This is a genomic window from Microbacterium sp. ZKA21, assembly GCF_050434165.1.
Taxonomy (GTDB): Bacteria; Actinomycetota; Actinomycetes; order Actinomycetales; family Microbacteriaceae; genus Microbacterium.
Genome location: NZ_JBNPVV010000005.1, coordinates 79,473 through 102,990, shown reverse-complemented (window position 1 = coordinate 102,990; position 23,518 = coordinate 79,473). Strand labels below are relative to the sequence as shown.

At 69.0% G+C, this 23,518-nt stretch carries 20 protein-coding genes; all 20 read right to left on the bottom strand.

What is annotated here, in order from left to right:
• Positions 1 to 10 precede the first annotated feature (10 nt).
• The 20 genes from M2317_RS11775 to M2317_RS11680 all read right to left on the bottom strand — a co-directional run bounded on the left by M2317_RS11775 (position 11) and on the right by M2317_RS11680 (position 23,475).
• Positions 11 to 502, bottom strand: a complete 492-nt coding sequence (locus tag M2317_RS11775) for a hypothetical protein (RefSeq protein ID WP_429460374.1) — start codon at positions 500 to 502, stop codon at positions 11 to 13.
• Between the two features lie 51 nt (positions 503 to 553).
• On the bottom strand, positions 554 to 2,131 hold the full coding sequence (locus M2317_RS11770; protein ID WP_429460372.1) for a Rieske 2Fe-2S domain-containing protein: 1,578 nt from the start codon (positions 2,129 to 2,131) through the stop codon (positions 554 to 556).
• Positions 2,132 to 2,216: 85 nt separating this feature from the next.
• Positions 2,217 to 4,304 (bottom strand): molybdopterin oxidoreductase family protein, encoded by a 2,088-nt coding sequence (locus M2317_RS11765; RefSeq protein ID WP_429460371.1) that lies wholly within the window; start codon positions 4,302 to 4,304, stop codon positions 2,217 to 2,219.
• Positions 4,301 to 5,902, bottom strand: coding sequence for an FAD-dependent oxidoreductase (locus M2317_RS11760; protein WP_429460369.1), 1,602 nt, complete (start codon positions 5,900 to 5,902; stop codon positions 4,301 to 4,303). Before M2317_RS11760 ends, M2317_RS11765 begins: the two co-directional genes overlap by 4 nt.
• Before the next feature lie 2 nt (positions 5,903 to 5,904).
• Positions 5,905 to 7,293, bottom strand: a complete 1,389-nt coding sequence (locus M2317_RS11755; protein WP_429460367.1) for an MFS transporter — start codon at positions 7,291 to 7,293, stop codon at positions 5,905 to 5,907.
• A gap of 132 nt (positions 7,294 to 7,425) precedes the next feature.
• Positions 7,426 to 10,680 carry an SNF2-related protein gene (locus tag M2317_RS11750; protein WP_429460365.1) on the bottom strand — a complete coding sequence of 1,085 codons (3,255 nt, stop codon included), beginning with the start codon at positions 10,678 to 10,680 and terminating at the stop codon, positions 7,426 to 7,428.
• A 59-nt stretch (positions 10,681 to 10,739) separates the two neighbouring features.
• Positions 10,740 to 11,150, bottom strand: coding sequence for a transcription antitermination factor NusB (gene nusB, locus M2317_RS11745; RefSeq protein ID WP_429460363.1), 411 nt, complete (start codon positions 11,148 to 11,150; stop codon positions 10,740 to 10,742).
• Between the two features lie 3 nt (positions 11,151 to 11,153).
• Complete coding sequence (efp, locus tag M2317_RS11740) at positions 11,154 to 11,714, bottom strand: elongation factor P (protein ID WP_264157830.1); 561 nt, start codon at positions 11,712 to 11,714, stop codon at positions 11,154 to 11,156.
• Between the two features lie 64 nt (positions 11,715 to 11,778).
• Complete coding sequence (locus M2317_RS11735; RefSeq protein ID WP_429460361.1) at positions 11,779 to 12,219, bottom strand: type II 3-dehydroquinate dehydratase; 441 nt, start codon at positions 12,217 to 12,219, stop codon at positions 11,779 to 11,781.
• Positions 12,216 to 12,767: a GNAT family N-acetyltransferase gene (locus M2317_RS11730; RefSeq protein ID WP_429460359.1), complete on the bottom strand. Its 552-nt coding sequence runs from the start codon at positions 12,765 to 12,767 to the stop codon at positions 12,216 to 12,218. Before M2317_RS11730 ends, M2317_RS11735 begins: the two co-directional genes overlap by 4 nt.
• Entirely contained in the window at positions 12,764 to 13,852 is a 1,089-nt protein-coding gene (gene aroB, locus M2317_RS11725) for a 3-dehydroquinate synthase (RefSeq protein WP_429460358.1), read from the bottom strand. Before aroB ends, M2317_RS11730 begins: the two co-directional genes overlap by 4 nt.
• Complete coding sequence (locus M2317_RS11720) at positions 13,849 to 14,367, bottom strand: shikimate kinase (RefSeq protein WP_429460357.1); 519 nt, start codon at positions 14,365 to 14,367, stop codon at positions 13,849 to 13,851. The genes aroB and M2317_RS11720 overlap by 4 nt, the downstream gene beginning before the upstream one ends.
• Positions 14,360 to 15,583: a chorismate synthase gene (aroC, locus tag M2317_RS11715; protein ID WP_429460355.1), complete on the bottom strand. Its 1,224-nt coding sequence runs from the start codon at positions 15,581 to 15,583 to the stop codon at positions 14,360 to 14,362. The genes M2317_RS11720 and aroC overlap by 8 nt, the downstream gene beginning before the upstream one ends.
• A gap of 48 nt (positions 15,584 to 15,631) precedes the next feature.
• Positions 15,632 to 16,453, bottom strand: a complete 822-nt coding sequence (locus tag M2317_RS11710) for a shikimate dehydrogenase (RefSeq protein ID WP_429460353.1) — start codon at positions 16,451 to 16,453, stop codon at positions 15,632 to 15,634.
• Between the two features lie 4 nt (positions 16,454 to 16,457).
• Complete coding sequence (gene mltG, locus M2317_RS11705) at positions 16,458 to 17,849, bottom strand: endolytic transglycosylase MltG (RefSeq protein ID WP_429460351.1); 1,392 nt, start codon at positions 17,847 to 17,849, stop codon at positions 16,458 to 16,460.
• 1 nt (position 17,850) lies between these two features.
• Complete coding sequence (gene ruvX, locus M2317_RS11700) at positions 17,851 to 18,324, bottom strand: Holliday junction resolvase RuvX (RefSeq protein ID WP_429460349.1); 474 nt, start codon at positions 18,322 to 18,324, stop codon at positions 17,851 to 17,853.
• The gene (alaS, locus tag M2317_RS11695; RefSeq protein WP_429460348.1) at positions 18,321 to 20,981 is read right to left on the bottom strand and encodes an alanine--tRNA ligase; all 2,661 of its coding nucleotides are present in this window, start codon (positions 20,979 to 20,981) and stop codon (positions 18,321 to 18,323) included. The genes ruvX and alaS overlap by 4 nt, the downstream gene beginning before the upstream one ends.
• A 62-nt stretch (positions 20,982 to 21,043) precedes the next feature.
• Positions 21,044 to 21,232, bottom strand: coding sequence for a hypothetical protein (locus tag M2317_RS11690; protein WP_429460346.1), 189 nt, complete (start codon positions 21,230 to 21,232; stop codon positions 21,044 to 21,046).
• Positions 21,233 to 21,347: 115 nt separating this feature from the next.
• Positions 21,348 to 21,977: a 30S ribosomal protein S4 gene (gene rpsD, locus M2317_RS11685; RefSeq protein ID WP_429460344.1), complete on the bottom strand. Its 630-nt coding sequence runs from the start codon at positions 21,975 to 21,977 to the stop codon at positions 21,348 to 21,350.
• A gap of 169 nt (positions 21,978 to 22,146) precedes the next feature.
• On the bottom strand, positions 22,147 to 23,475 hold the full coding sequence (locus M2317_RS11680) for a replication-associated recombination protein A (RefSeq protein WP_429460342.1): 1,329 nt from the start codon (positions 23,473 to 23,475) through the stop codon (positions 22,147 to 22,149).
• Positions 23,476 to 23,518: the final 43 nt, after the last annotated feature.

Here is a 23,518-nt window from a genome sequence, read left to right as displayed (position 1 = left end):
GATCACCCTCTCAACGGCCGATGCCGCCGTGCACGACGCCCCAGACGGCACGGGTTTCATCGATCATCGCGGAGACCGTCGAACCGGGGAACGCACGCGCGGCCGCGACGCAGCGGCGGTCGCTGCACTCGTGCAGCACGACGCGTCCGCCGCTGACGGGCAGGTTGAGTTCGAGGCGGAAGCTCTCCATGTCGTGCGAGGTGTCCGTCACCGCCACGACTGGGAGGTCGACCTCGCGGCCGGCCACCCCTAGTTCAGTCGTCGCTCGCTCCGCCGCGCCGGCCTGGAACCACATGCTCGCACCGACCAGGACGACGAAGGCGCACGCGAGCAGCAGGAGCACGACCGCCCACCACTGGGGCGCCATCAGAAAGCTCAGGCCGACGCCCACTGCTCCGACGAGAGCGATCAGGACACCCGCGGCGCGCTGCCCCGAGGCGCCGCGATGCCACATGAGCTCGACCTGGGTCCAGTCGGCGTGCACGTTCGAGGCGTCGGACATGGCACCACTCTAGAGAGAACCGTCAGCGCGGCGCCACGGAGGGAATCGAAGTCACGCCCCCAGGCGCAGCGCCTCATCGGTGACGTCGTCGACCTTCGCGGCGCGGATCTCGTGGCCGGCCGTCGACAGGCACTTGCCGGTCTTCAGATCCCACTTCCAGTCGTGCATGCTGCAGGTCAGGATGCCGTCCTCGTCGATCTTCCCCGTGCGCGTCAGATCGGCGCGCAGATGCGGGCAGCGGCGCTGGACGACCCAGTCGCCGATCTCGGCATCCTCGGTCTGGTCGGTCTGCTCCTGGTACCAGTTCTCGACGTACTCGATCCGGTCCACGGACAGGCACTTCAGGAAGGTGGTGAGGAACTCATTGAACTTCCCGCTGCGGCCGACCGAGAACTGCATCGACAGGAAGATCGAGTTCGACCAGTCGATCTCGTGGTCGCGGATGTTCGTGGAGACGAGATCAGCGGGAATCGTGTACCAGTAGATGCACTCCTCCCCCGCGTACTCGCGGACCTTCGCCTTCGGGAAGTCCACGACCATGTCCAGATCGCCGATGCGGAACCGGACGCAGCCACCAACGCCGAGCCGGATCGTGCGCGATTTCTTCAGCAGCGGCTCCCACCACTCCTTGATCGCCTGGAGCATCTCGGCGGGCGGGATGACCTCGGCGCGGGAGGCCTCCTCATCGCGGATCTCCTGCTGGCGTGCTGCGCGCTGGGACTCCAGGTAGTCCCACTTCTCGTCGAAGATGTGGGCGATCTCGGCATCCGAATACAGGGTCTGAGCGCTCGATACCTCGCCGCCGGCCACGGTGACGACCGTGCCGGGGATGAACAGCTGACCGTCGTACTGCGGCGCCTTCTCGGCGAGGTGCTCGAGGAACTGCTTCTGGTCGGTGAAGATCGACTCGCCGTTGCGGCCGAGGCCGTTGAAGTCGAAAAGGTCATCACGCAGGAACATCGGCGGTCCGGCCATCGGGAACACGTGCGGGGCGTCGACCTTCTCGATGTAGTACATCGCGCGCTTGTTCTGCGCATCCCGCTTGAGCTGCGCGAAGTTCTGCTTGGCGTCCATGGGCAGGTCGTACACCATCGGCCACCAGATCGCCCCGGAAACCTGGGTGAAGTAGGCATCGGGCTTGCCGAAGGCGAGCAGCTTCTCCAGATCCAGCGGGTGCGAGTCGTTCTGGTTGAGCACGGATCCCGTGCCGTCGTCGACGCTCAGCGACGAGTCGCCGATCGGACCGTCGCTGGGTGCTCGGAGCGGCGTGATCATGATCTTCAGCTCACCGCGCCGGATGACCTCGCCGGCCGGCGCATACGTGATGTTCGTGTAGCCGAGCGCGCGGATGTCCTGCTCGAGCTCGTCCGTCGGATACTCCGGCAGCAGCACTTCGATGTCCTTGCGGATGTAGCGCTCGAGCAGCCGGGGGTCGAAGTGATCGCGGTGGCGGTGCGAGATGTACAGGAAGTCGGCGTCGCGGCCGAACCGCTCCCAGTCGAGCCCGCGGTTGTCGGGGAACGGGAACCACGATCCGAAGAAGGAGGGACCGAGAACGGGGTCGCAGATGATGTTCCCGCCGACCGTCTCGATGAACATCCCGGCGTGGCCGAGTCCCGTGATCCGCATGCGTGTCTTCCTCCCGAACTGGACCGACCGAGTCTACCCGGCAGGGGCTGGAAGGCGGCCGAAGCCTGGCCGGGGATAACCGTCGTCAGGGGGCGCGGAGCACTCGGACCACCGACCGCTTGAACTCCGGCATCGACGAGATCGGATCGGTCGCGGCGATCGTCAGCAGGTTCGCCGAGTGCTCATCCGGATAGTGGAACGGCAGGAAGACCGTGTCCGGTCGGATGCCGCTGTCCGTGGCGATCTCTGCGCTCACGGAGCCGCGAGCGTTGACGAGCACGATCCGGTCACCGTCGCGCATCCCTCGATCGGCGGCGGTCGTCGGATGCAGGGTCGCCTCGAGCGCCGGCCGCGCCGATACCAGCTCGGTGACGCGCCGTGTCTGCGCGCCGGACTGGTAGTGCTCCAGCAGCCGTCCGGTGATCAGCGTCAGCTCATCCCCCGTGGCCGAAGCCTCCGGTTTCATCCGTACCGCCACCGGCACGATCCGAGCGCGCCCGTCCGGATGCCGGTATCCGTCGAGCAGCGGCCGCGCCGTCCCGCGCGAACCCGCAGGGTAGGGCCAGAACGCGTCGATCCCGGCATCCAGAACCGCATGGCTCAGCCCGGAGTAGTCGGCGATGCCGCCGGCCGATGCGCGGGCGAGCTCGTCGAACACCGCCGACGGGTCCAGGTCCCAGCGGCCAGGCGCCTCCAGACGCCGCGCGAGCTCGGCGAGGATCCACAGCTCGCTTCGGACTCCGTCCGGTGCCGCCAGCGCCTGGCGGCGCCGGATGACGCGCCCTTCCAGGCTCGTCATCGTGCCCTCCTCCTCGGCCCACTGGGTCACGGGGAGCACGATGTCCGCCATGGCGGCGGTCTCGGAGAGGAAGAAGTCGCACACGACCAGCAGATCCAGCTGCGCCATTCGAGCGCGCACGGCTCCGGCATCCGGAGCCGAGATCACCGGATTCGAGCCGTGCACGAGCAGGGCCCGAATGCCGTCGTGCTCGCCGATCGACTCCAGCAGCTGCACCGCGGGGAGGCCTGCGCCGGGGATGTCCTCCGGCGACACGCCCCAGACCGCGGCGACGTGCGCCCTGGCATCCGGATCGGTGATCCTGCGGTAGCCGGGCAGCTGGTCGCACTTCTGGCCGTGCTCCCGGCCACCCTGACCGTTGCCCTGCCCGGTGAGCGTGCCGTAGCCGCTTCCTTCGCGCGTGGGAAGCCCGAGGATCAGGGCGAGGTTGATCGCCGCGGTCGCGGTATCGGTGCCGTTGGCGTGCTGCTCCACGCCGCGCCCGGTGAGGATGAAGGTGTTCTCCCCCGCAGCGAGTCGCCGAGCGACGCGGCGGAGGAGCTCCACCGGGACACCCGTGACCTGCTGCACGCGAGCCGGCCACCAGGCGGAGACGCTGCGGCGCAGCGCGTCGAATCCGGTCGTCCAGCGTTCGACGGACGCGGCGGAGTGCAACCCGTCGGCGATCACGATGTGCGTCAGCCCGAGGAGCAGCTCGAGATCGGTGCCCGGCGCCGGCGCGAGATGCATCCCCTGGCCGTCATCGGTGAGCCGCACGGTGGAGCTGCGCCGAGGGTCGACGACGATCAGGCCACCGGCCTCGCGGACGCCGGCCAGGTGCGACAGGAACGGCGGCATCGTGTCCGCGACGTTCGAGCCGAGCATCAGCACGGTGTGCGCATCGTCGAGATCGCTCAGCGGGAACGGCAGGCCGCGGTCGATCCCGAATGCCCGGTTCGCCGCCGCAGCAGCCGACGACATGCAGAACCGCCCGTTGTAGTCGATGCGCGACGTGCGCAGGGCGATCCGTGCGAACTTGCCCAGCTGGTAGGCCTTCTCGTTGGTGAGTCCGCCGCCGCCGAAGACGCCGATCGCGTCCAGGCCCGACTCGTCCTGCAGGCGTCGGACGCGGGATGCCAGCAGATCCAGCGCATCCTCCCAGCTCGCCTCGGCGAGCACTCCGTCCTCGCCTCGGACCAGCGGCCGAGTGAGCCGGTCCGGGGCGTCGAGCAGGGTCGACGATGTCCACCCCTTCTTGCACAGCCCTCCGCGGTTGGTCGGGAAGTCGCGCCCCGCGACGGTCATGGACGGGTCGGATGCCGCGGCATCCGAGCGTCGAGGCGTGAGCGTCATCGCGCACTGGAGAGCGCAGTACGGGCAGTGGGTGGCGGTCATGCGCGTGCCGCCTCTGCGAGGGCGAACCGCTCAATCAGTTCCGTCAGGCGCGGCTTGCATCCGCCGCAGCCGGTGCCGGCCCTGGTGTCGCGGCCGAGGCAGGCGACGGTGTCGTTGCCGTCGGCGATCGAGTCCGTGATCCGCTGCACGCTGACGCCGTTGCACGAGCACACCGTGGATGCCGGCGCGAAGGCATCGGAACCGGCGCCGACGTCGTCCGCGCCGTCCAGCCGCAGCAGCAGCGAGCGATCGGCGGGCAGTTCGCCCTGCCGGTCGTACAGCAGGGTCAGCTCGCCGGCGGTCCTCGGCATCCCGACGCACGCGAACGCGTCGAGCACGCCGTCGACCGTCACCATCTTCACGTAGCGGCCGTGCTGCGGGTCGGCCCACTGCGCGACGTGCCGGTGCGGACGATCTCCATGGGGCAGATCCCAGATGTCGATGTCCAGGTCGCCGACGGCGACGACGTCGATGCCCTCGTCCTTCAGCATCACCACAGGGTCCTTCTCCCCCGGCGCCGGATCCGTGTGCGGTTCGCCTCGAGCCTCCGCGATCAGGCGTCCGGCCAGCCAGGATGCCTGGCGCCAGCCCGGCCCGATGAGCCCGGACGGCGCCCCTGGCAGGCGCGAGAGAGCCTCGTTCTCGGGCGTCCGCGCGAGGACGTGCGCGCAGTCGCCGATCGCGTACACGTCGTCGTCGCTCCATGAGCGCAGCCGTTCGTCGACGATGATGCCGGCCGCCGTGCGCATGCCTGCCAGCGTGGCCAGCTCCGTGCGGGCCCCGACACCGCACGAGAGCACCAGGAGATCTCCGCGGACGTAGTTCCCGTCAGCAGTGACCACGGCATCGAACGCGCGCACGCCGTCGGCGTCGTCGTGGAACGCGATCGCCTCGGCGCGGCTGTGCGCGTACATCGTGATGCCGCGGGCTTTCAGCGCCCTGGCCAGCACCGTTCCTGCGCCGCGATCGAGGTTGCGGGGCATCGGCGTCGGCCCGTGGTGCAGCACGCCGACCTCGGCTCCCGCGTCGGCAGCCAGCAGAGCGAACTCGAGACCCAGCACGCCTGCACCGAGCACGATGATCCGCGCCTTCGCCTCGACGACCCGACGGACGCGCTCCGCATCGGCGAGGTCGCGCAGCACCGTGACACCGGCCGGGAGCTCCGCGTCGGACCCGACGACGGTGGCGCCTGCACGCACCAGAGAAGCCTCGTCGTAGCGTGGTCGTTCCAGCCCGGCGAGAGTCGGCACGTTCGCCCTCGCGCCGGTCGCCAGTACCAACCGGTCGTAGTCGACCACCTCTCCGCTGTCGAGCTGGACCGTCCTGGCATCGCGGTCGATGCTCACCACGCGTGCTCCGAGCACGATCCTGGCACCGGCGGCCGTGCTGTCGGCCGGGTCGTGCAGGACGATGCCGTCGCGATCCGCCCTCGCTGCGGCGAGCTCGGCGATCAGCACGCGGTTGTAGGGAGCATGCCGCTCTGCTCCGATCACCGTCAGCGCGATCGTGCCGTCCTCGACGGCCGGGAGGAGATCTTCGCACAGCCGAGCTCCGACCGGACCGAACCCGACGACGACGACGCGCAAGGGCGTCGGCATTGTCAGATCCGCCGTCCGTCGAGTGCGGCGCGCGGGATTCCGTAGACGAGCAGCGTGATGACGAGCATCACGATGTACGCGATGCCGAAGCCGATGAACGCGCCCTCATAGGTGCCGGTGGAGAGCTGGGATGCGTTGAGCACCTGCGGAACCATGAATCCGCCGTAGGCGCCGATGCCGGAGATGAGGCCGAGAGCAGCGGCGGCGCGGCGCTGGACCGCCGCGGCGTCGCCTTCCTTGCGAGCGACCGCGCGTGCGCTGAAGACGATCGGGATCATCCGGTACGTCGACCCGTTTCCGACCCCCGTCGCGGCGAAGAGCACCAGGAAGCAGAGCAGGAACGCCCAGAACTGTCCGAGCGCCAGGACCCCGAGGATGCCGAAGGCACCGATCGCCATCACGGCGAACGCCGCGATCGTGATCCGCGCACCCCCGAAGCGGTCGGCAAGACGTCCGCCGAGCGGACGGAACAGGGATCCGACCAGCGCGCCGAGGAAGGCGAGAGACACCGCGGCCGCGCCGATGTGAAGCGAGGAGAACTCCGGGAACTGGTCGGCGATGAGCTTCGGGAAGACGCTGGCGAAGCCGATGAACGAACCGAAAGTGCCGATGTAGAGCAGCGACAGCAGCCACATGTGCCCTTCGCGCAGCGCCGCGGCCGATCCGGCGAAGTCGGCCTTCGCAGAGGACAGGTTGTCCATGTACCGCCATGCACCCCAGGCGGCGACGAGGATGAGCGGCACCCACATCCAGCCGGCCAGCGGCAGCCCGAGCCCGATTCCGGCGGCGAGCGACACGACGATCGGGACGAGGAACTGGGCGACCGACGTGCCGAGGTTGCCGCCCGCGGCGTTCAGGCCGAGCGCCCAGCCCTTCTCGCGCTGCGGGAAGAAGTAGGTGATGTTCGACATGGAGCTGGCGAAGTTGCCACCGCCGAAGCCCGCGAGGGCCGCGATGCAGAGCATCATCCAGAACGGTGTCTCCGGGTTGCCGACTGCGACGCCGAGCAGGATCGCCGGGATCAGCAGCAGCAGCGCCGACACGATGGTCCAGTTGCGGCCGCCGAACCGCGGCACCATGAACGTGTACGGGAAGCGGAGCGTGGCGCCGACGAGACTCGGCAGCGAGATCAACCAGAAGATCTCGGAAGTGGTGAAGGTGAAACCGGCGGCCGGGAGCATCACGACGACGATGCTCCACAGCTGCCAGACGATGAAGCCGAGAAACTCGGCGTAGATCGACCAGCCGAGGTTGCGCCGTGCGATCGCACGGCCCTCAGCCTCCCAGAAGGTCTTGTTCTCCGGATCGAAGCCGTCGACCCAGCGACCAGGACGGCGAGTGAGGACGACAGCGGTGTCGGGCTGCGCGAGTGCGACGTCAGAAGTGGTCATGCCACCGACGATAGGAGGACGGTGTTTCGTCCGACGTCGTCGTGGATTACCGCATGGTCACTTCTGCGTCACGCACGTTCACGCGCGCAGTGAGCGCGCCGTCATGTGCGGGAAACAATCGCTTCGGCGGCGTCAGGGCTCGAACAGTCCCCGGATGTCGTCGGCGGTCAGCGACTGGGCGAACAGCTGCTCGTCGTCCATGACGGCGGTGAACAGCCGCGCCTTGCGCTGCTGAAGGGCCAGGACCTTCTCCTCGATGGTGCCTGATGCGATCATCCGATAGACGAACACCTGCTCGGTCTGGCCGATCCGATGCGTGCGATCGACGGCCTGCGCCTCGGCCGCCGGGTTCCACCACGGATCGAGCAGGAACACGTAGTCGGCCTCCGTGAGCGTCAACCCGAACCCGCCGGCCTTCAGGCTGATCAGGAACACCGGCTGTTCACCGGAGCGGAAACCGTCGATCACCGCACGCCGATTGCGCGTGGAGCCGTCGAGATAGGCATGCGGCACACCCGCCGCATCGAGCCGCTCGGCGGCGAGGGCGAGGAACGAGGTGAACTGGCTGAACACCAGTGCCCGGTGCCCCTCCGCCTGCAGTTCCTGCACGCGTTCGATCAGCACATCGAGCTTGGCGGAGCCGATCCGTGCGTCCTCGCCGTCGATGAGTGCGGGAGAGAGACTCAGCATGCGCAGCATCGTGAGCGAACGGAACACGATGAACCGGTTGCGATCGAGATCCTGCAGCAGCCCGAGCACCTTCTGCCGCTCGCGCTGGAGCACCGTGTCGTAGCGCGCGCGGTGCGCCGGCGCGAGATCCACGTGCAGCAGCTGCTCCTGCTTGGGCGGCAGATCGGCGGCGACGAGGTCCTTGGTCCGGCGCAGCATCAGGGGACGGATGCGACGGCGCAGTCGTTCCAATCGTTTCTGGCGATACGGCGCGCCCTCTTCGTTCTCCGGCACCTTGCCCTGCTCGATCGGCTGGATGTACTCCTGCCGGAACTTGCGCGCCGAGGGGAACAGCCCAGGTGCTGCCAGCCGGAGGAGGGCCCAGAGCTCGCTGAGGCTGTTCTCCATCGGCGTGCCGGTGACGACGAAGGTCACGTCCGCGCGCAGCGCCGCGATGGCCCGATGCTGAAGCGTCGCCGGGTTCTTCACGAACTGCGCCTCGTCGAGGATGAGGGCTGCCCATTCGACGCTCTGGAACTCGTCCTGGTCGAGCCGCGCGACCGTGTAGCTCGTGACGATGAGGTCGGCCCCGGCCGCGGCATCCGAAACCTTGCGGCCGCTCTTCGCACGCGTGCCGTCGATGATCCGCACGTGCAGGTCCGGCGCGAAGCGCGCCGCTTCGTCCTGCCAGGTGCCGAGCACCGAGGTCGGCGCGACCACCAGGATCGGACGCCGTTCCCGGGTTTCGCGGACGTGGAGGATCAGCGTGAGCAGCTGCAGCGTCTTGCCCAGGCCCATGTCGTCGGCGAGGATGCCACCCAGCCGATGGCGCCAGAGGAAGGCGAGCCAGTCGAAACCGGCCTTCTGGTACGGCCGCAGCTCGGCACGCAGCCGTGACGGGACGTCGGTGGGAGGCACACCCTGCGCGCCGCGCAGCCCCGCGACCGTCTCACGCCAGCTGACGGCGGGTTGCGCCTCATCGGCGAGGTCCTCGAATTCCTCCCACAGGGCGACCTGGTGGCGGCTGATCTTCGGCCCTGCCTCCCATTCCGCGAGCTCCGCCGCTTCGTCGAGCAGATCACGCAGGCGCTGCAGTGCGGGGTGCGCGAGCGAGAAGTAGCTGCCGTCCACGAGGAGCAGCTTGGTCCGGCGCATGGCCAGTGCCGTGAACAACGGCTGGAACGGAATGGTGCGTCCGTCGATCGTGACGAGGATGCCGAGATCGAACCAGTCCGTGGAGGTGGTCTCCACGGTCGACACCGTGATGAGCGGGTCGCCGGTGAGCTCACGGTACGCCTGCGGTGTCCCCTTGGTCTCGATCACGACGCCGATCGCTTCCCACTGCGGGACGATCCGCGAGACGAACTCGGCGGCATCAGTATCGCGCAGGGCACCGCCCGGCTCGTACGTCTCGGGGAGCACCTGTTCCCAGACCGTCCGCAGCGCCCGGAGGATCTCCGCCTCCTGCACGGAGTCCCGCACGGCGTCGGCGGTCGGTTGCGCCCCGAAGCGCCCGAAGCCCGGATACTCCCAGTGCAGCGAGTGCTCGATGACGTGTCCGGCCCGGTATGCGATCGTGACGACGGCCAGTGGTGCGCTCGGCTCGGGAAGATCGATGCCGGGGGCGACGCTCACATCGGTCTGGCGGACCAGCTGCGGGTAGGCCTCGGCGAGGAACGCGTCGCGCTCCGCCTCGGGGATCTCGATCGTGCCGGGCCCGGTGAGCAGTGCATGCTCCATCGGCTCGAGCGCGACCGGTGCCAGGGTCACGCGGATGCGCGTGCCGACGACATCCCAGGCGTAGATGCCGGAGCGACCGAGGGGTCGGACCCGGTCCGGCGCGTGCGGGGCGGAATCGATCTCGACCTGCGGCGACAGCAGCAGTCCGTCGTCGGCCGCGCTGATCGCGGCGGTCACCGAGGCGTGGTCGGCGAAGCGGATCTCGGTGTGCTTCTGCGTCGGAACGAGTTCGATGCCGAGCGCACGCGCCCCGCTCAGATGACCCCACAGCAGGCGGGAAGGGACGAGATCGAGAAGGATCCACTCGCCGGCGGTGCCGGAGATCAGCGACTCGCGCGCGATGCTCAGCAGGTCGCCGAACCAGCGCACCTGCTCCGGGGCGAAGCGTCCGAACGACCGGCGGATCGCATCCCAGCCGGCATCGCCCTGGATCCAGTTGCCCGTGGACTCGCTGCGCATGAGCGGCCGAACCGCCAGAAGCACCTCACCGCCGTCCCTGGCGAGCTCACGCGGATGCGCCGCCGTCACCGGACGCGGTGCCCACTGATGCGCGCCGCGCGCGGCTCGCTGGCGGACCTCCACCCCCAGTGCCAGTGGCACCGGGTCGGCTGTCCGCGTCGAATCCGCCAGCAGCGACCGCCACGCCGGGACCTGCGTCCGCGATGCCGACGCCCGTGCCGGGGCCGGCCGCTCCTGCTTCTCGTTGCTCACCAAGAGCACCGCGACCACGTGCTTGCACTGCAGCCGCACTGGGCATGCGCAACGGCTCACGGCGATCGAGCCGTCCTCGGCGAACTCGATCGCGCAGCTGTACGGCCGGCCGCCGGAACCGGAGACCTGGCCGTTCAGACGACGGCGTTCGGAGTTCCAGATCGCGTACAGCACCTTGCCGTCGCGTGCATAGGCGAATCCGCGCTCGAAGCTGCCCGGATCGGTATGCGCGAGGATGTCCTCCTCGAGGACATAGGGCGCCGTCATGTCCGTCATCTTCTCCCCGGCATCCGACACACGCCGGGACTCAGCGGACTCCGCGTTCGTCAGCTCGCTCGCGCGACACGGGCGAGAACGCCGTGCACGAACGCGCCGGAGTCATCCGTGGAGAACTCTTTGGCCAGTTCCACAGCCTCGTCGATCGCGACCGCCGTCGGGATCTCGTCGTTGTAGAGGATCTCCCACACCGCGATGCGCAGCAGGGCGCGATCGACTGCGGGCATCCGCTCGAGCTTCCAGTCCCGACTGTGGGTCGTGATGTGCTCGTCAATCTCGTCCTGGTGGTCGACGATCCCGTCCGCGATTTCACGGGCGTACAGCCAGCTGGCCTCTCGGGCCGGTTCGCTGGCTGCGCGCTTGGCCTCGGCGGCCAGCGTGACGCCGATCGCGTCGCCGCGGACATCGGAGGAGAACAGGATGTCGAGAGCGCGCTTGCGCGCCTTCGTGCGTGCGCCCACGCCTTACTTCTCGCGGCCCAGGTACTCACCCGTGCGGGTGTCGACCTTGATCTTGGTGCCGGTCTCGACGAACAGCGGAACCTGCATCTCGTAGCCGGTCTCGACAGTGGCGGGCTTCGTGCCTGCGGACGAGCGGTCGCCCTGCAGGCCGGGCTCGGTGTAGGTCACCTCGAGGGTGACGGATGCCGGGAGGTCGATGTACAGCGGGTTGCCGTTGTTGGTCGCGATCGTGACCTGCTGGTTCTCCAGGAGGAAGTTCTTCGCATCGCCGACGGTCGCCGCACCGACCGTGATCTGGTCGTAGTCGGCGACGTCCATGAAGACGAAGCCGTCGCCGTCGGTGTACAGGTAGGTGAAGTCGCGGCGATCGACGTTCTCGAGCTCGATCTTCGTGCCGGCGTTGTACGTCTTGTCCACGACCTTGCCGGTCATGACGTTCTTCAGCTTGGTGCGCACGAAGGCGCCGCCCTTGCCCGGCTTGACGTGCTGGAACTCCACCACGCTCCAGAGCTGGCCATCGATGTTGATGACGACGCCGTTCTTGATGTCTGCGGTGGATGCCATGAGGAGCGGGTTCCGTTTCGTTTCGAGGTGTGCGGGGCCGCGCGGACGCGGCCGACAGTCGATTCTACGGGATGAGGGCGGTCAGCCGCCGCACGGCGGTCGCGTACCCGTCGACGCCCTCACCGATCACACGCACCTCGGCCACGTCCTCGAGGTAGGAGAAGTGACGGAACGACTCCCGCGCGTGCACATCGGAGATGTGCACCTCGGCGAACGGCAGCCCGACACCGGTCAGGGCATCGCGCAACGACACCGAGGTGTGCGTGAGCCCGCCGGGGTTGATCACGATGCCGGCGCAGTCCGCGCGCGCGGCGTGGATCGCGTCGATCAGGACGCCCTCGTGATTGCTCTGGATCGCCCGGATCCCGAACCCCGCGGATGCCGCGGTCTCCGCCGTGATGCGCTCCACGTCCGCGAGTGTGGCCGTGCCGTACACGCCGGGTTCGCGTATGCCGAGCAGGTTGAGATTCGGTCCGTTGACGAGCAGCAGGCGGCGAGCGGTCATGCGGGCACCCTATCGCTGTCGGCGAGGGGGCGGACCATCTCGATCTCGGCGCCGATGGGGCCGGTGAAGCGGTGGCCGGTCGGCGCGAAGCCGCATCGCGCGTACGCGCCCTTGGCCCGCTCGTTGTCGGCGTGCACGTCCAGCCACAGAGCGGTGTCGCCGAGTCGGCTGGCCCAGTCGGCGGCCGCCGCGAGCAGGGCGTCGATGGTTCCCTGTCCGCGGCAGGCGGACGTCACGTACACGCCGACGACATCGGCGCGCGGCTGAGCGAGGCGGTTGCCGTGGTGGTCCGTCGCGCCCGCGGCACGCCGGATCACGGAGACGGAGCCCACCCACTCGTCGCCGTCGACGGCGACGAACTGCGCGCTCTCGTCGGTGTCCGCGGCCCGCGACGTCCGGTCCTGCCAGAACTCGTCGGGGCGGACCGATGCCGCCTCCAGCGTGTCGAGGAACGCGATGGGTGCCGCGGCGTCCGCCAGAGCCTGCAGGCGCAGGTCGCGCACGGCGCGCCATTCGTGCGCCTGCACGCGACGGATCGCGAACGTCATTCTCCGACCTCCTGGTAGGCGGCGAAGAGCAGGGACTCGTCCGGCGCCTGGAGCACCGTGGGCTTGGCGATGTCGTCGAGGACGATGAACCGCAGCATCCCGCCGCGGGACTTCTTATCGCGCTGCATGGTCGCGAGCAGCTGCGGCCACGCGCCCGCGCGGTAGTTCGTCGGCAGTCCGAGGGATTCCAGGATGGCTCGGTGACGCTCGGCCGCGGCATCCGGAAGCCGCCCGGCGAGGCGAGAGAGCTCGGCGGCGAACAGCATCCCGACCGAGATCGCGGCGCCGTGACGCCAGCGGTACCGCTCGGCGTGCTCGATCGCGTGTCCGAGCGTGTGTCCGTAGTTGAGGATCTCGCGCTGACCGGCCTCGCGGAAGTCCTCGGAGACGACCTTCACCTTCATGTCGATCGCGAGCTCGATGGTGCGGCGGAACTCGTCCGTCGTCGTGTCGACTGCGCGCTGCGGGTCGGCTTCGACGATCTCCAGGATCTCCGGAGCCCAGATGAACCCGGCCTTGACGACTTCTGCGTAGCCGGCGGTGGCCTCGTGCGCGCTGAGGCTCGCGAGCTCGTCCAGGTCACCGATCACGGCCCTGGGCGCCCAGAACGCTCCGACGAGGTTCTTGCCCTCGGCGGTGTTGACGCCGGTCTTGCCGCCGACGGACGCATCCACGAGACCGAGCACGGTCGTGGGCACCTGCACCACCTGGATGCCGCGCAGCCAGGTCGCCGCGACGAAGCCGGCCAGATCGGTCACCGCTCCCCCGCCGTACCCGACGACGGCGTCGGTGCGGGTGAAGTCGGCCTGGCCCATGATCTGCCAGCAGAATGCCGCGACCTCGATGCGCTTTCCCTGCTCGGCATCCGGGATCTCGGCGAGCAGCACCTCCCGAGGGCCGTCCTCCGTGTCGGCGAGCAGGCGGTCGCGCAGTTCAGCTGCGCGCACCGCCAGCGTCGGCGGGTGCACGACGAGGATCTTGCGCACCGCCGGATCCAGCGCTCGTGAGACCTGGTCCAGGATGCAGCGGCCGACCGTGATGTCGTACGCGTTCTGCCCCGTGACGCTGATGGTCGTGATGCTCATGACAGTCCTCTCCGCCAGTCGGCGATCTCCCGAGCGATGCGCGCCATCGGTCGGCGCGAGGTGTCGAACTCGATCGTCGACACCTGTTCGTACAATTCCTGCCGGGCGTGCATGATGCGCTCCCACCGGTCCAGCGGATCCTCATCGCCCACTAGCAGCGGGCGCCCTGCGCCGCGGATGCGCTCGGCGACGGCCTCCCGGCTCACGGAGAGGAAGACGACCGGCTCATCCCGCAGCAGCGTTCTCGTACCGGAATCGGTGACGGCACCGCCGCCGAGCGAGACGACTCCCCCCTCGCGGACGGCATCCGCGACGGCTGCGCGCTCGAGCTCGCGGAAGTGCGCTTCGCCGTGCGCGGCGAAGATGTCCGGGATCGGTCCGTACCGGGCGACCACACGTCTGTCGGTGTCGATGAACGGCACGCCGAGGTGCTTCGCGACACGACGTCCCACGCTGGTCTTGCCCGCGCCCATCGGCCCGACGAGCACGACGGTCAGCGGCCGGTCGTCAGACATCGCCGACGGCGAGTCCTGCCTCCGACGCCGCTGCTGTGCGCAGCTCCACGGGGATCGCGTCCAGATAGCCCTGCAGGTTCCGGCGGGTCTCGCCGACGCTGTCGCCGCCGAACTTCTCCAGCACCGCGCCGGCGAGTTCGATCGCGACCATGGCCTCGGCGACGACGCCCGCGGCCGGGACAGCGCACACGTCGGACCGCTGGTGGTGCGCGGTCGCCTCCGCGCCGGTGGCGATGTCGATCGTGCGCAGCGCGTGCGGCACCGTCGCGATCGGCTTCATGCCCGCACGGACCCGCAGCACGGTCCCGGTGGACATGCCGCCCTCGGTGCCGCCCGCCTTGTCGGAGGCGCGGGTGATCCCGGCATCCGCGGTGAACAGCTCATCGTGCGCGGCTGAGCCACGACGGCGCGTCGTCTCGAAGCCGTCGCCGATCTCGACGCCCTTGATCGCCTGGATGCTCATGAGCGCCTGGGCGAGGCGCGCGTCGAGGCGGCGGTCCCACTGCACGTGGGATCCGAGCCCCGGTGGCAGCCCGTACGCGAGCACCTCTACGATGCCGCCGAGGGTGTCGCCGTCTTTCTTGGCGTCGTCGACCTCTGCGATCATCCGCACCGATGTCTCCGGGTGGAAGCAGCGCAGCGGATCGGCGTCCAGCGCGTCGACGTCGTCCGGGACGGGCAGAGGTGCGTCGGCCGGCACCTGGACCGGTCCGATGGACAGGGTGTGGCTGACGAGCCGGATGCCCAGTTCGCCGAGGAACGCGCGGGCGACCGCCCCGAGGGCGACACGGGCTGCGGTCTCGCGGGCACTGGCGCGTTCGAGGATCGGCCGTGCCTCATCGAAGTCGTACTTCTGCATGCCGACCAGGTCGGCGTGACCTGGTCGGGGGCGCGTGAGCGGCGCCCCGCGGCCGCGGGACTTCTCGGTGAGCTCCACCGGCTCCGGGCTCATCACCTCGGTCCACTTCGGCCACTCCGTGTTGCCGATGCGCAGCGCGATCGGACTCCCGAGGGTCTTGCCGTGCCGGATGCCGGAGGACAGCGTCAGCTCGTCCTGTTCGAACTTCATCCGCGAGCCGCGGCCGTAGCCGAGCTTGCGCCGCGCGAGATCCGCCTGGATCTGGTCGGGTGAGATGGGGACGCCGGAGGGCAGTCCCTCCATGACGGCGATGAGTTCGGGGCCGTGCGATTCGCCGGCCGTGAGCACGCGGAGCATTGCTCCAGTCTCCCACGTGTTCCAGGCCCCGATGCGCCGCGTGTCGTCCTACGACGTCAGCGCCGCGCGCATAGCGGCGAGAACGGCATCCTCATCCGGCAACGCGATCGCCGGGTCGCCGTGCAGGAAGATGCGGATCTGACGGATCGCCTGATGCAGCAGCATCCCGAGGCCCGAGATCGCCGACTCTTCCGACCATGACGAGGCCAGAGCCGACGGCCACGGCGAGTACGCGACGTCGAACAGGACTCCCCCGGTGCGCGCGAGCGGGTCGACGACATCGGGGGCGAGCACAGTGCCGCCGGGGAGGGACGCGATCGTCAGGTCGACGTCGCCGGCAGCGGCCGTGAACTCCGAGACCCGCACGTCCACGCCGAGGCGCGCGCCGAGCGCGACGACGTCCGCCGCGCGCTCCGGCCGCCGCGCGCGCACGTCCACACGCGTCGCTCCGAGATCGGCGATCGCGACCAGCGCGGAGGACGCGGTCGCGCCGGCGCCGAGAAGGCGCACGCGCTCGAGCGCGGCGATGCCGTTCTCGGCGAGGGCGTCGACGATGCCGCCGACGTCGGTGTTGAATCCCTGGATCGTGGCGCCGAGCCGCAGCGTGTTGACCACGCCGGTGAGTTCGGCATGCCGGTCGTGCGAGTCCGCTATGCGGAACGCTTCGTCCTTGAGGGGCATCGTGAGGGACAGACCGCGCCAGGAGCCGTCGAGCGAGCGGAGGGTGTGCGCGAACTCCGTCTCGGTCACCCGGCGGCGGCCGTACTCCCAATCCAATCCGAGCACGGCGTACGCCGCCGCGTGCAGCCCCGGCGACTTCGAGTGGGCGATCGGGTCGCCCCAGACGGCGAGCCGCGACCTGCCGGTCACCGCGTCAATAGCAGCCGCCGTCGGGGTTCTCCTCGCACCACTGCCGGTACTGCGCCTCGGCCTGCTGCTGCTCTTCGTAGGTCGCGGAGAACACCGTCTCGCCGGTGTCCAGATTGACCGTGACGAAGTAGAACCACGGACCGTCAGCAGGGTGCATCGCAGCGTCGACGGCAGCGGCGCTCGGAGCCGAGATCGGACCTGCCGGAAGCCCGGCATGCTGGTAGGTGTTCCAGGGGTTCTGATCGCCGACGACGTCCTTCCACGGCCACTCCGATACCGGGCCGTCGTGCGTCAGCCCGTACCCGTACTGCGCGGTCGAGTCCATCTGCAGCAGCCCATGAGTCTCTTGATTGCCCTCGTCCAGACGGTTCTCGATCACGCGCGAGACCTTGGCGAAATCGGCCGTGCGTCCCTCGCGCTGGATGATCGACGCGACTGTGAGGATGCGCTGCGCCTCGGCATCCGGAACACCGGCCGCGGCCAGGGATTCACGCGTGCGGTCGACCATCGTCTGGACCACGTCGGTGGCGGTGGCCCCCGGGTCGAAGGTGTACACGGCGGGGAACAGCCAGCCCTCGAGCGTCTCCGCGGCGACGCCGTACGCCGTGGGATCCGCCACTGCTGCTTGCACCTCTTCCAGCGGGAGCTGCAGAGTTTCGGCGATCGTCGGCACGATCACCTTGAGCGTGGCACCCTCGGCGAACCCGACGGAGTTCTCCATGCGGTTCACCGGATTCTCGATGGCCTCCAGGGCTGCGGCCGCGGTCATGCGCTCCTGGAGCTTGTAGACCCCGGGCTGAAAGTTCGGGTTGAGTCCCTCGTCGATGAGCATGTCGTAGAAGACATCCTCGGTCTTGGTGACGCCGCCCGCGTACAGCGCCTGCGAGATCGGCTGTCCGGTGAAGCCCTCTTCGATCGTGATGAGGACTTCATCGCCGGCCTGACCCTCTTCGTAGTCCTTGGGCTCACCCCAGCCCATCGCGTCGCTGATCCTGTCGCCATACGTGTTCCAGACCCACAGGCCGCCGGCGGCGGCGCCGCCGAGCAGCACGAGAACGATGATGAGCGCCACCAGGCAACCGGTGCGGCGCTTGCGCTTGGGCTCGGCGTGGTGGTCGTCGATACTCGGAGCGAACAGGTCCTCGAGAGTGCCGCCCGCGACCGGTGCGGATGCCGGTGCAGACGGCGTCAGCGGTGCTGCTGTCGTCTGCGGTGCCTCAGCGGGGGCGGAGTCCGACTGCTCGACGGCGCCCGTGTCGACAGCGCCCGTGTCACCGGCGCGCTGAGCGGCCTCGCGAGCTGCTCTGCGGGATCCGGGCGGCGGTGGCGCCTGGTCGAGCGTCGGGTGCTCGGTCGATGGATCCGGGAGGTTGTCGAACAGGTCTCCCTGTGGCATGTCAGTGGGTCTCCTCATCGAGATCGACGGATGCTCCTGCGGGGGTTCCGGAGCTCTTCTCCATGTCGATCGCCTGCTGCAGCAGGACCACTGCCGCAACCTGATCCACAATGCTACGAGACTTCTTCTGGGATCTGCCCGAAGCGCGCAGCGCCTGATGCGCGGAGACGGTGCTCAGTCGCTCGTCGATGAGCCGCACCGGCAGGCCGGTTCGCCGTGCGAGAGCGGTCGCGAACTCGCGGGCATCCGTCGTCGACGCCGTGTCGGCGCCCTGCATGTTGACGGGCAGTCCGACGACGAACTCCAGTGGCTCGTACTCCCCCGCAAGCTCCGCGAGCCGCTCGATCGAGGCGTCGTCGCGCTGCACCGTCTCGACGGGCACCGCCAGCATCCCGTCGGGATCGCACCTGGCGACCCCGACGCGCGCCTTCCCGACGTCGATCCCGAGGCGGATGCCGCGGCGGAAGCCGCTCACGCGCCGCGCAGCTCCGTGACGATGCCGTCGAGGGCAGCCGGAAGAGCCGTCGCGTCCGCGCCGCCGCCCTGGGCGACGTCGTCGCGCCCGCCGCCACCGCCGCCGAGCGCGCCCGCCGCGATCTTCGCGAGCGCTCCGGCCTTGGCCCCTGCGGACCGAGCCGCGTCGTTCGTGGCGACCACGACGATCGGCCGGCCGGACACGATGCCGCCGAGGGCGACGACCGCGGCGTCCGCACCCAGGCGGTCGCGGACGCTCAGCGCTACGCCGCGGATGTCGTCGGCCGAACCGACCTCTCCCAGCGACTGGGCGGCGACCCGGTACGCGCCGACGCGCTCGGCGGCCTCGGCGATCGCGGGCACACGGCCCTCGCGCTCCTTGGCTTCGAACTGCGCGATGCGCTTCTCGGCCGTCTTCAGGTTCGCGGCGATCTCGGCGATGCGCTCGGCGAGCTGGTCGCGGGGCGTCTTCAGAGTGGCGGTCAGCTGCGAGACGAGGGTGCGCTCGGCGGCGAGCTCGCGGAAGGCGTCCTGCCCGACGAGAGCCTCGATGCGACGGTTGGACGCACCGACCGACGATTCTCCGGTGATGCTGACGAGGCCGATCTCGGCGCTCGTCGAGACATGCGTCCCTGCGCACAGTTCACGAGACCACGGTCCGCCGATGTCGACCATGCGGACGACATCGCCGTACTTCTCGCCGAACAGCGCCATGGCGCCGGCTTCCTTCGCCTCGTCGAGCGTCAGCACGCGTGTCGTGACCTCGAGGGAATCGTGGACGGCGCGGTTCGTGATCTCCTCGATCTCGGTGCGAGTCTCGGCCGAGAGCGCCTGGTTCCATGAGAAGTCGAAGCGCAGGTAGCCGGCGCGGTTGAGCGAACCGGCCTGTGTGGCGTTCTGGCCGAGCGTGTCGCGGAGCGCGGCGTGGACGAGGTGCGTCGCGGAATGCGCCTGGCGCGCGGCCCGACGGTTCGCCGCATCCACGACCGTGGTGGCGCGATCGTCGACGGCGACCGTTCCGGTCGTGACCTCGACGGTGTGGCTGATGAGGCCGGGAACCGGCTTCTGCACGTCGAGGACTTCGAGCGAGAAACCGGGACCGGTGATGGTGCCCTTGTCGGCGACCTGGCCGCCGGACTCGGCGTAGAGCGTCGTCTCGGCGAGGATCACCTCGGCGACCTGGCCCTCGGTCGCGCTGGTCACCGGCGCGCCGTCGACGAGGATGCCGAGCACGGTCGACTCTGTCTCGAGCTCGCTGTACCCGTCGAATCCGGTCTCGCCCAGGCCGCGCAGCTCTCGGTAGACCGAGACGTCGGCGAGCTGGCGCTTGCGGCTCTTGGCATCGGCCTTGGCGCGCGTGCGCTGCTCGCGCATGAGCTCGTCGAAGGCGTTGCGGTCGACGTTCAAGCCGGCTTCCTCGGCGACCTCGAGCGTGAGGTCGATCGGGAACCCGTAGGTGTCGTGCAGCAGGAAGGCCTCGGAGCCGGCGAGGGTCTGGCGGCCGCTCTTCTTCGTCTCGCCCAGAGCGAGGTCGAGGATCGTCGACCCGGCTGCCAGCGTGCGCAGGAACGTCTCCTCCTCCGCGATGGCCGTGGCGGAGAGGCGGTCCCATTCGGTCTCGAGCACGGGGTAGGAACTCTTCATGGCATCGCGCGACGCTGCGAAGAGCTCCGGGAAGGTGGGCGCATCCACACCGAGCAGGCGCATCGAACGGACGGTCCTGCGCATCAGGCGACGCAGGATGTAGCCGCGGCCCTCGTTCGACGGACGCACGCCGTCGGAGAGCAGCATCAGAGAGGAGCGCACGTGGTCCGCGATGACCCGGAAGCGGACGTCGTCCTCATGGACGGCGCCGTACGGCCGGCCGGAGAGCTCGACGGCACGGTCGAGAACGGGACGCACCTGGTCGGTCTCGTACATGTTCTCGACGCCCTGCTTGAGGAAGGCGACGCGCTCGAGGCCCATACCGGTGTCGATGTTCCGCTGCGGCAACGCGCCGGCGATGTCGAAATCGACCTTCGAGCGCACACCGCTGAGCAGGTCCTGCATGAACACGAGGTTCCAGATCTCCAGGAACCGGGAGTCGTCGACGGCGGGACCGCCGTCCTTCCCGTATCGGGGACCGCGGTCGAAGAAGATCTCGGAATCCGGGCCACCAGGACCGGGCTGGCCCGTGTGCCAGTAGTTGTCGGCCGCCCCGAGGCGCTGGATGCGTTCGGGCTTCAAGCCGATGGTGTCGCGCCAGATCGCCTCCGCCTCGTCATCGGTCTCGTAGACCGTGACCCACAGGTCCTTCTCGTCGAACCCGAGACCGCCATCTGATTCGGAGCTGGTCAGCAGCTCCCATGCGTAGCGGATCGCGCCTTCCTTGAAGTAGTCGCCGAACGACCAGTTGCCCATCATCTGGAAGAACGTGCCGTGTCGTGCGGTGCGTCCGACCTCTTCGATGTCGTTGGTGCGGATGCACTTCTGCACGTCGGCGATCCGCGGGTGCGGCGCGGGGACGACGCCGGTGAGGTACGGAATGAAGGGGACCATCCCTGCGACCGTGAACAGCAGCGTCGGGTCATCGGAGACGAGTGACGCGGACGGGACGATGGTGTGGTCGTTCTTCTCGAAGAAGGCGAGATAGCGCTGCGCGATGTCCGCAGTGTTCATAGGGGTACGGCTGTCCTCGTGTGGATGGGAATCGGCGTCGCAGTCGCGGGGCCGATCGGAGATCAGTTCTCGTCTGGCTGGGTGAGACGGGCTTCCTGCGCCCGGTACGCCTCGCCGAGGACGGCGGTGAACCCGTTGATACGGGCATCCACCTCGGCGAGCATGTCGTGACCGCGAGGGTCCTTGTTCATGAAGTGCGCAGCGACGAATCCGCCGATCACTCCGATCAGGAACCACAGCAGCTTCTTCATGACGATGTCCTTGCCCTCAGTCCGCCCAGGCGCGGTGGTTCCATCGTATGCGGAAACGACGAGAGGCGTCGGGTATCCCCGACGCCTCTCTGGTGCTGTTACGCGATGAAGCGGATCAGCGAGCCGCGTAGTACTCGACGACGAGCTGCACTTCACAGGTCACGGGGACCTCGACGCGCTTCGGACGACGGACCAGGCGTGCCTGCAGCTTGTCGAGCTCGACCTCGAGGTAGCCCGGAACCGGGGGAAGCACCTCGGCGTGACCGCCGGCTGCCGCCACCTGGAAGGGCTCGGTGCCCTCGCTCTTGGCCTTGACGTGGATGAGCTGGCCCGGCTTCACGCGGAAGGACGGGCGGTCGACGAGCTGACCGTCGACGAGGATGTGACGGTGCACGACGAGCTGGCGAGCCTGCGCGGTGGTGCGGGCGAAGCCGGCACGCAGCACGAGGGCGTCCAGACGCATCTCGAGCAGCTCGACCAGGTTCTCACCGGTCAGGCCGTCGCGACGACGTGCCTCGTTGAAGGTGTTGCGCATCTGCTTCTCGCGGATGCCGTACTGCTCGCGCAGACGCTGCTTCTCACGCAGACGGACGGCGTAGTCGCTGTCGGCCTTGCGCTTGGTGCGGCCGTGCTCACCCGGAGCGTACGGACGCTTCTCGAGGTAGCGGGCGGCCTTCGGGGTGAGTGCCACGCCGAGGGCGCGGGACAGACGGACCTTGCGGCGGTCCTGGGACTTCGTGACCACGAAGTTCTTCCTTCCGATGACGTGGACGCGTCTTTCGCGTCTCACGGGCGTATCTCCTGCGTTCTGCCTTCGCGCGCACGCCGGGGCGCGGAGAAGGTGGGGATGAACACGGGGATGCCCGAAAACACGGTTTCGAGCCGATCAAGTCTAACAGATCGGCTGGAACCTCTCAGCGATCACCGAGGATGCGGCGGATCCGCTCCAGTCGCGCAGCGACATCCCGCTCGGCGCCGAGGGTCTTGGGGTTGTAGTAGCGCCGGCCGTCGAGCTCATCCGGCAGATACTGCTGAGGCAGGACGCCGTGTTCGCTGTCGTGCGGGTACCGGTAGCCCTTCCCGTGGCCGAGTCGCTTCGCACCGGGGTAATGCGCGTCCCGCAGGTGCACGGGCACTCGGCCGAATCCGCCGGCCCGGACGTCGGCGATCGCGGCGTCGATGCCGAGATACGCGGCATTCGACTTCGCGGTCGTCGCCAGGTACACCGTCGCCTCGGCGAGCGGAATCCGCCCCTCCGGCATCCCGATGAAAGCCACGGCGTCCGCGGCTGCCGTCGCGATGACGAGCCCTTGAGGATCGGCAAGTCCGATGTCCTCGGCCGCCGAGATCACCAGGCGTCTGGCGATGAAGCGCGGGTCCTCCCCCGCCTCGATCATGCGTGCGAGGTAGTGCAGCGCGGCGTCGGGATCGGACCCGCGGATCGACTTGATGAACGCGCTGATGACCTCGTAGTGCTCGTCGCCCTGGCGGTCGTAGCGCAGGAGCGCTCGGTCGACGGCCTGGGCGACGTCTTCATCCGTGATGGTCGGGGTCTCGTCCTTCGCCCCGGATGCCGCGACCGCAGCCGCGGCTTCGAGACCGGTGAGTGCGCGCCTGGCGTCGCCCGAGGCGAGCCGGATCAACGCGGCACGGGCAGCGTCACTCAGAACCACGGCGCCACGGAGGCCGCGCGCATCCACGACCGCGCGGTCGACGAGCTCACCGACCTCGTCGTCCGTGAGCGTCTGCAGCGTGAGCAGCAGCGATCGGGACAGCAACGGGGAGATGACCGAGAACGACGGGTTCTCGGTCGTGGCGGCGATCAGGATGACCCAGCCGTTCTCGACGCCCGGCAGCAGCGCGTCCTGCTGGGCCTTCGTGAATCGGTGGATCTCGTCGAGGAACAGGATCGTCGTCTGACCGTACAGGTCGCGCTGCGTGACGGCTTCCTGCATGACCTCCCGTACGTCCTTCACCCCCGCGGTGATGGCGGACAGTTCGACGAACCGACGACCGGAGGATCGGGCGATCGCCTGCGCGAGAGTGGTCTTGCCTGTTCCCGGCGGACCCCACAGGATGATCGACACGGCACCCGGAGACGTCGCATCGGGGTCGGCCAGCGCCAGGATCGGCGATCCGGCGCGCAGCAGGTGCTTCTGCCCGGCGACCTCGTCGAGTGAGACGGGACGCATCCGCACCGCAAGCGGAGTCTGCCCCGACATCAGGGACGCGGATGAGCTCATGAGTCCAGGCTAACGGGGGCGACGGACACGCAGTCCCGAGCGA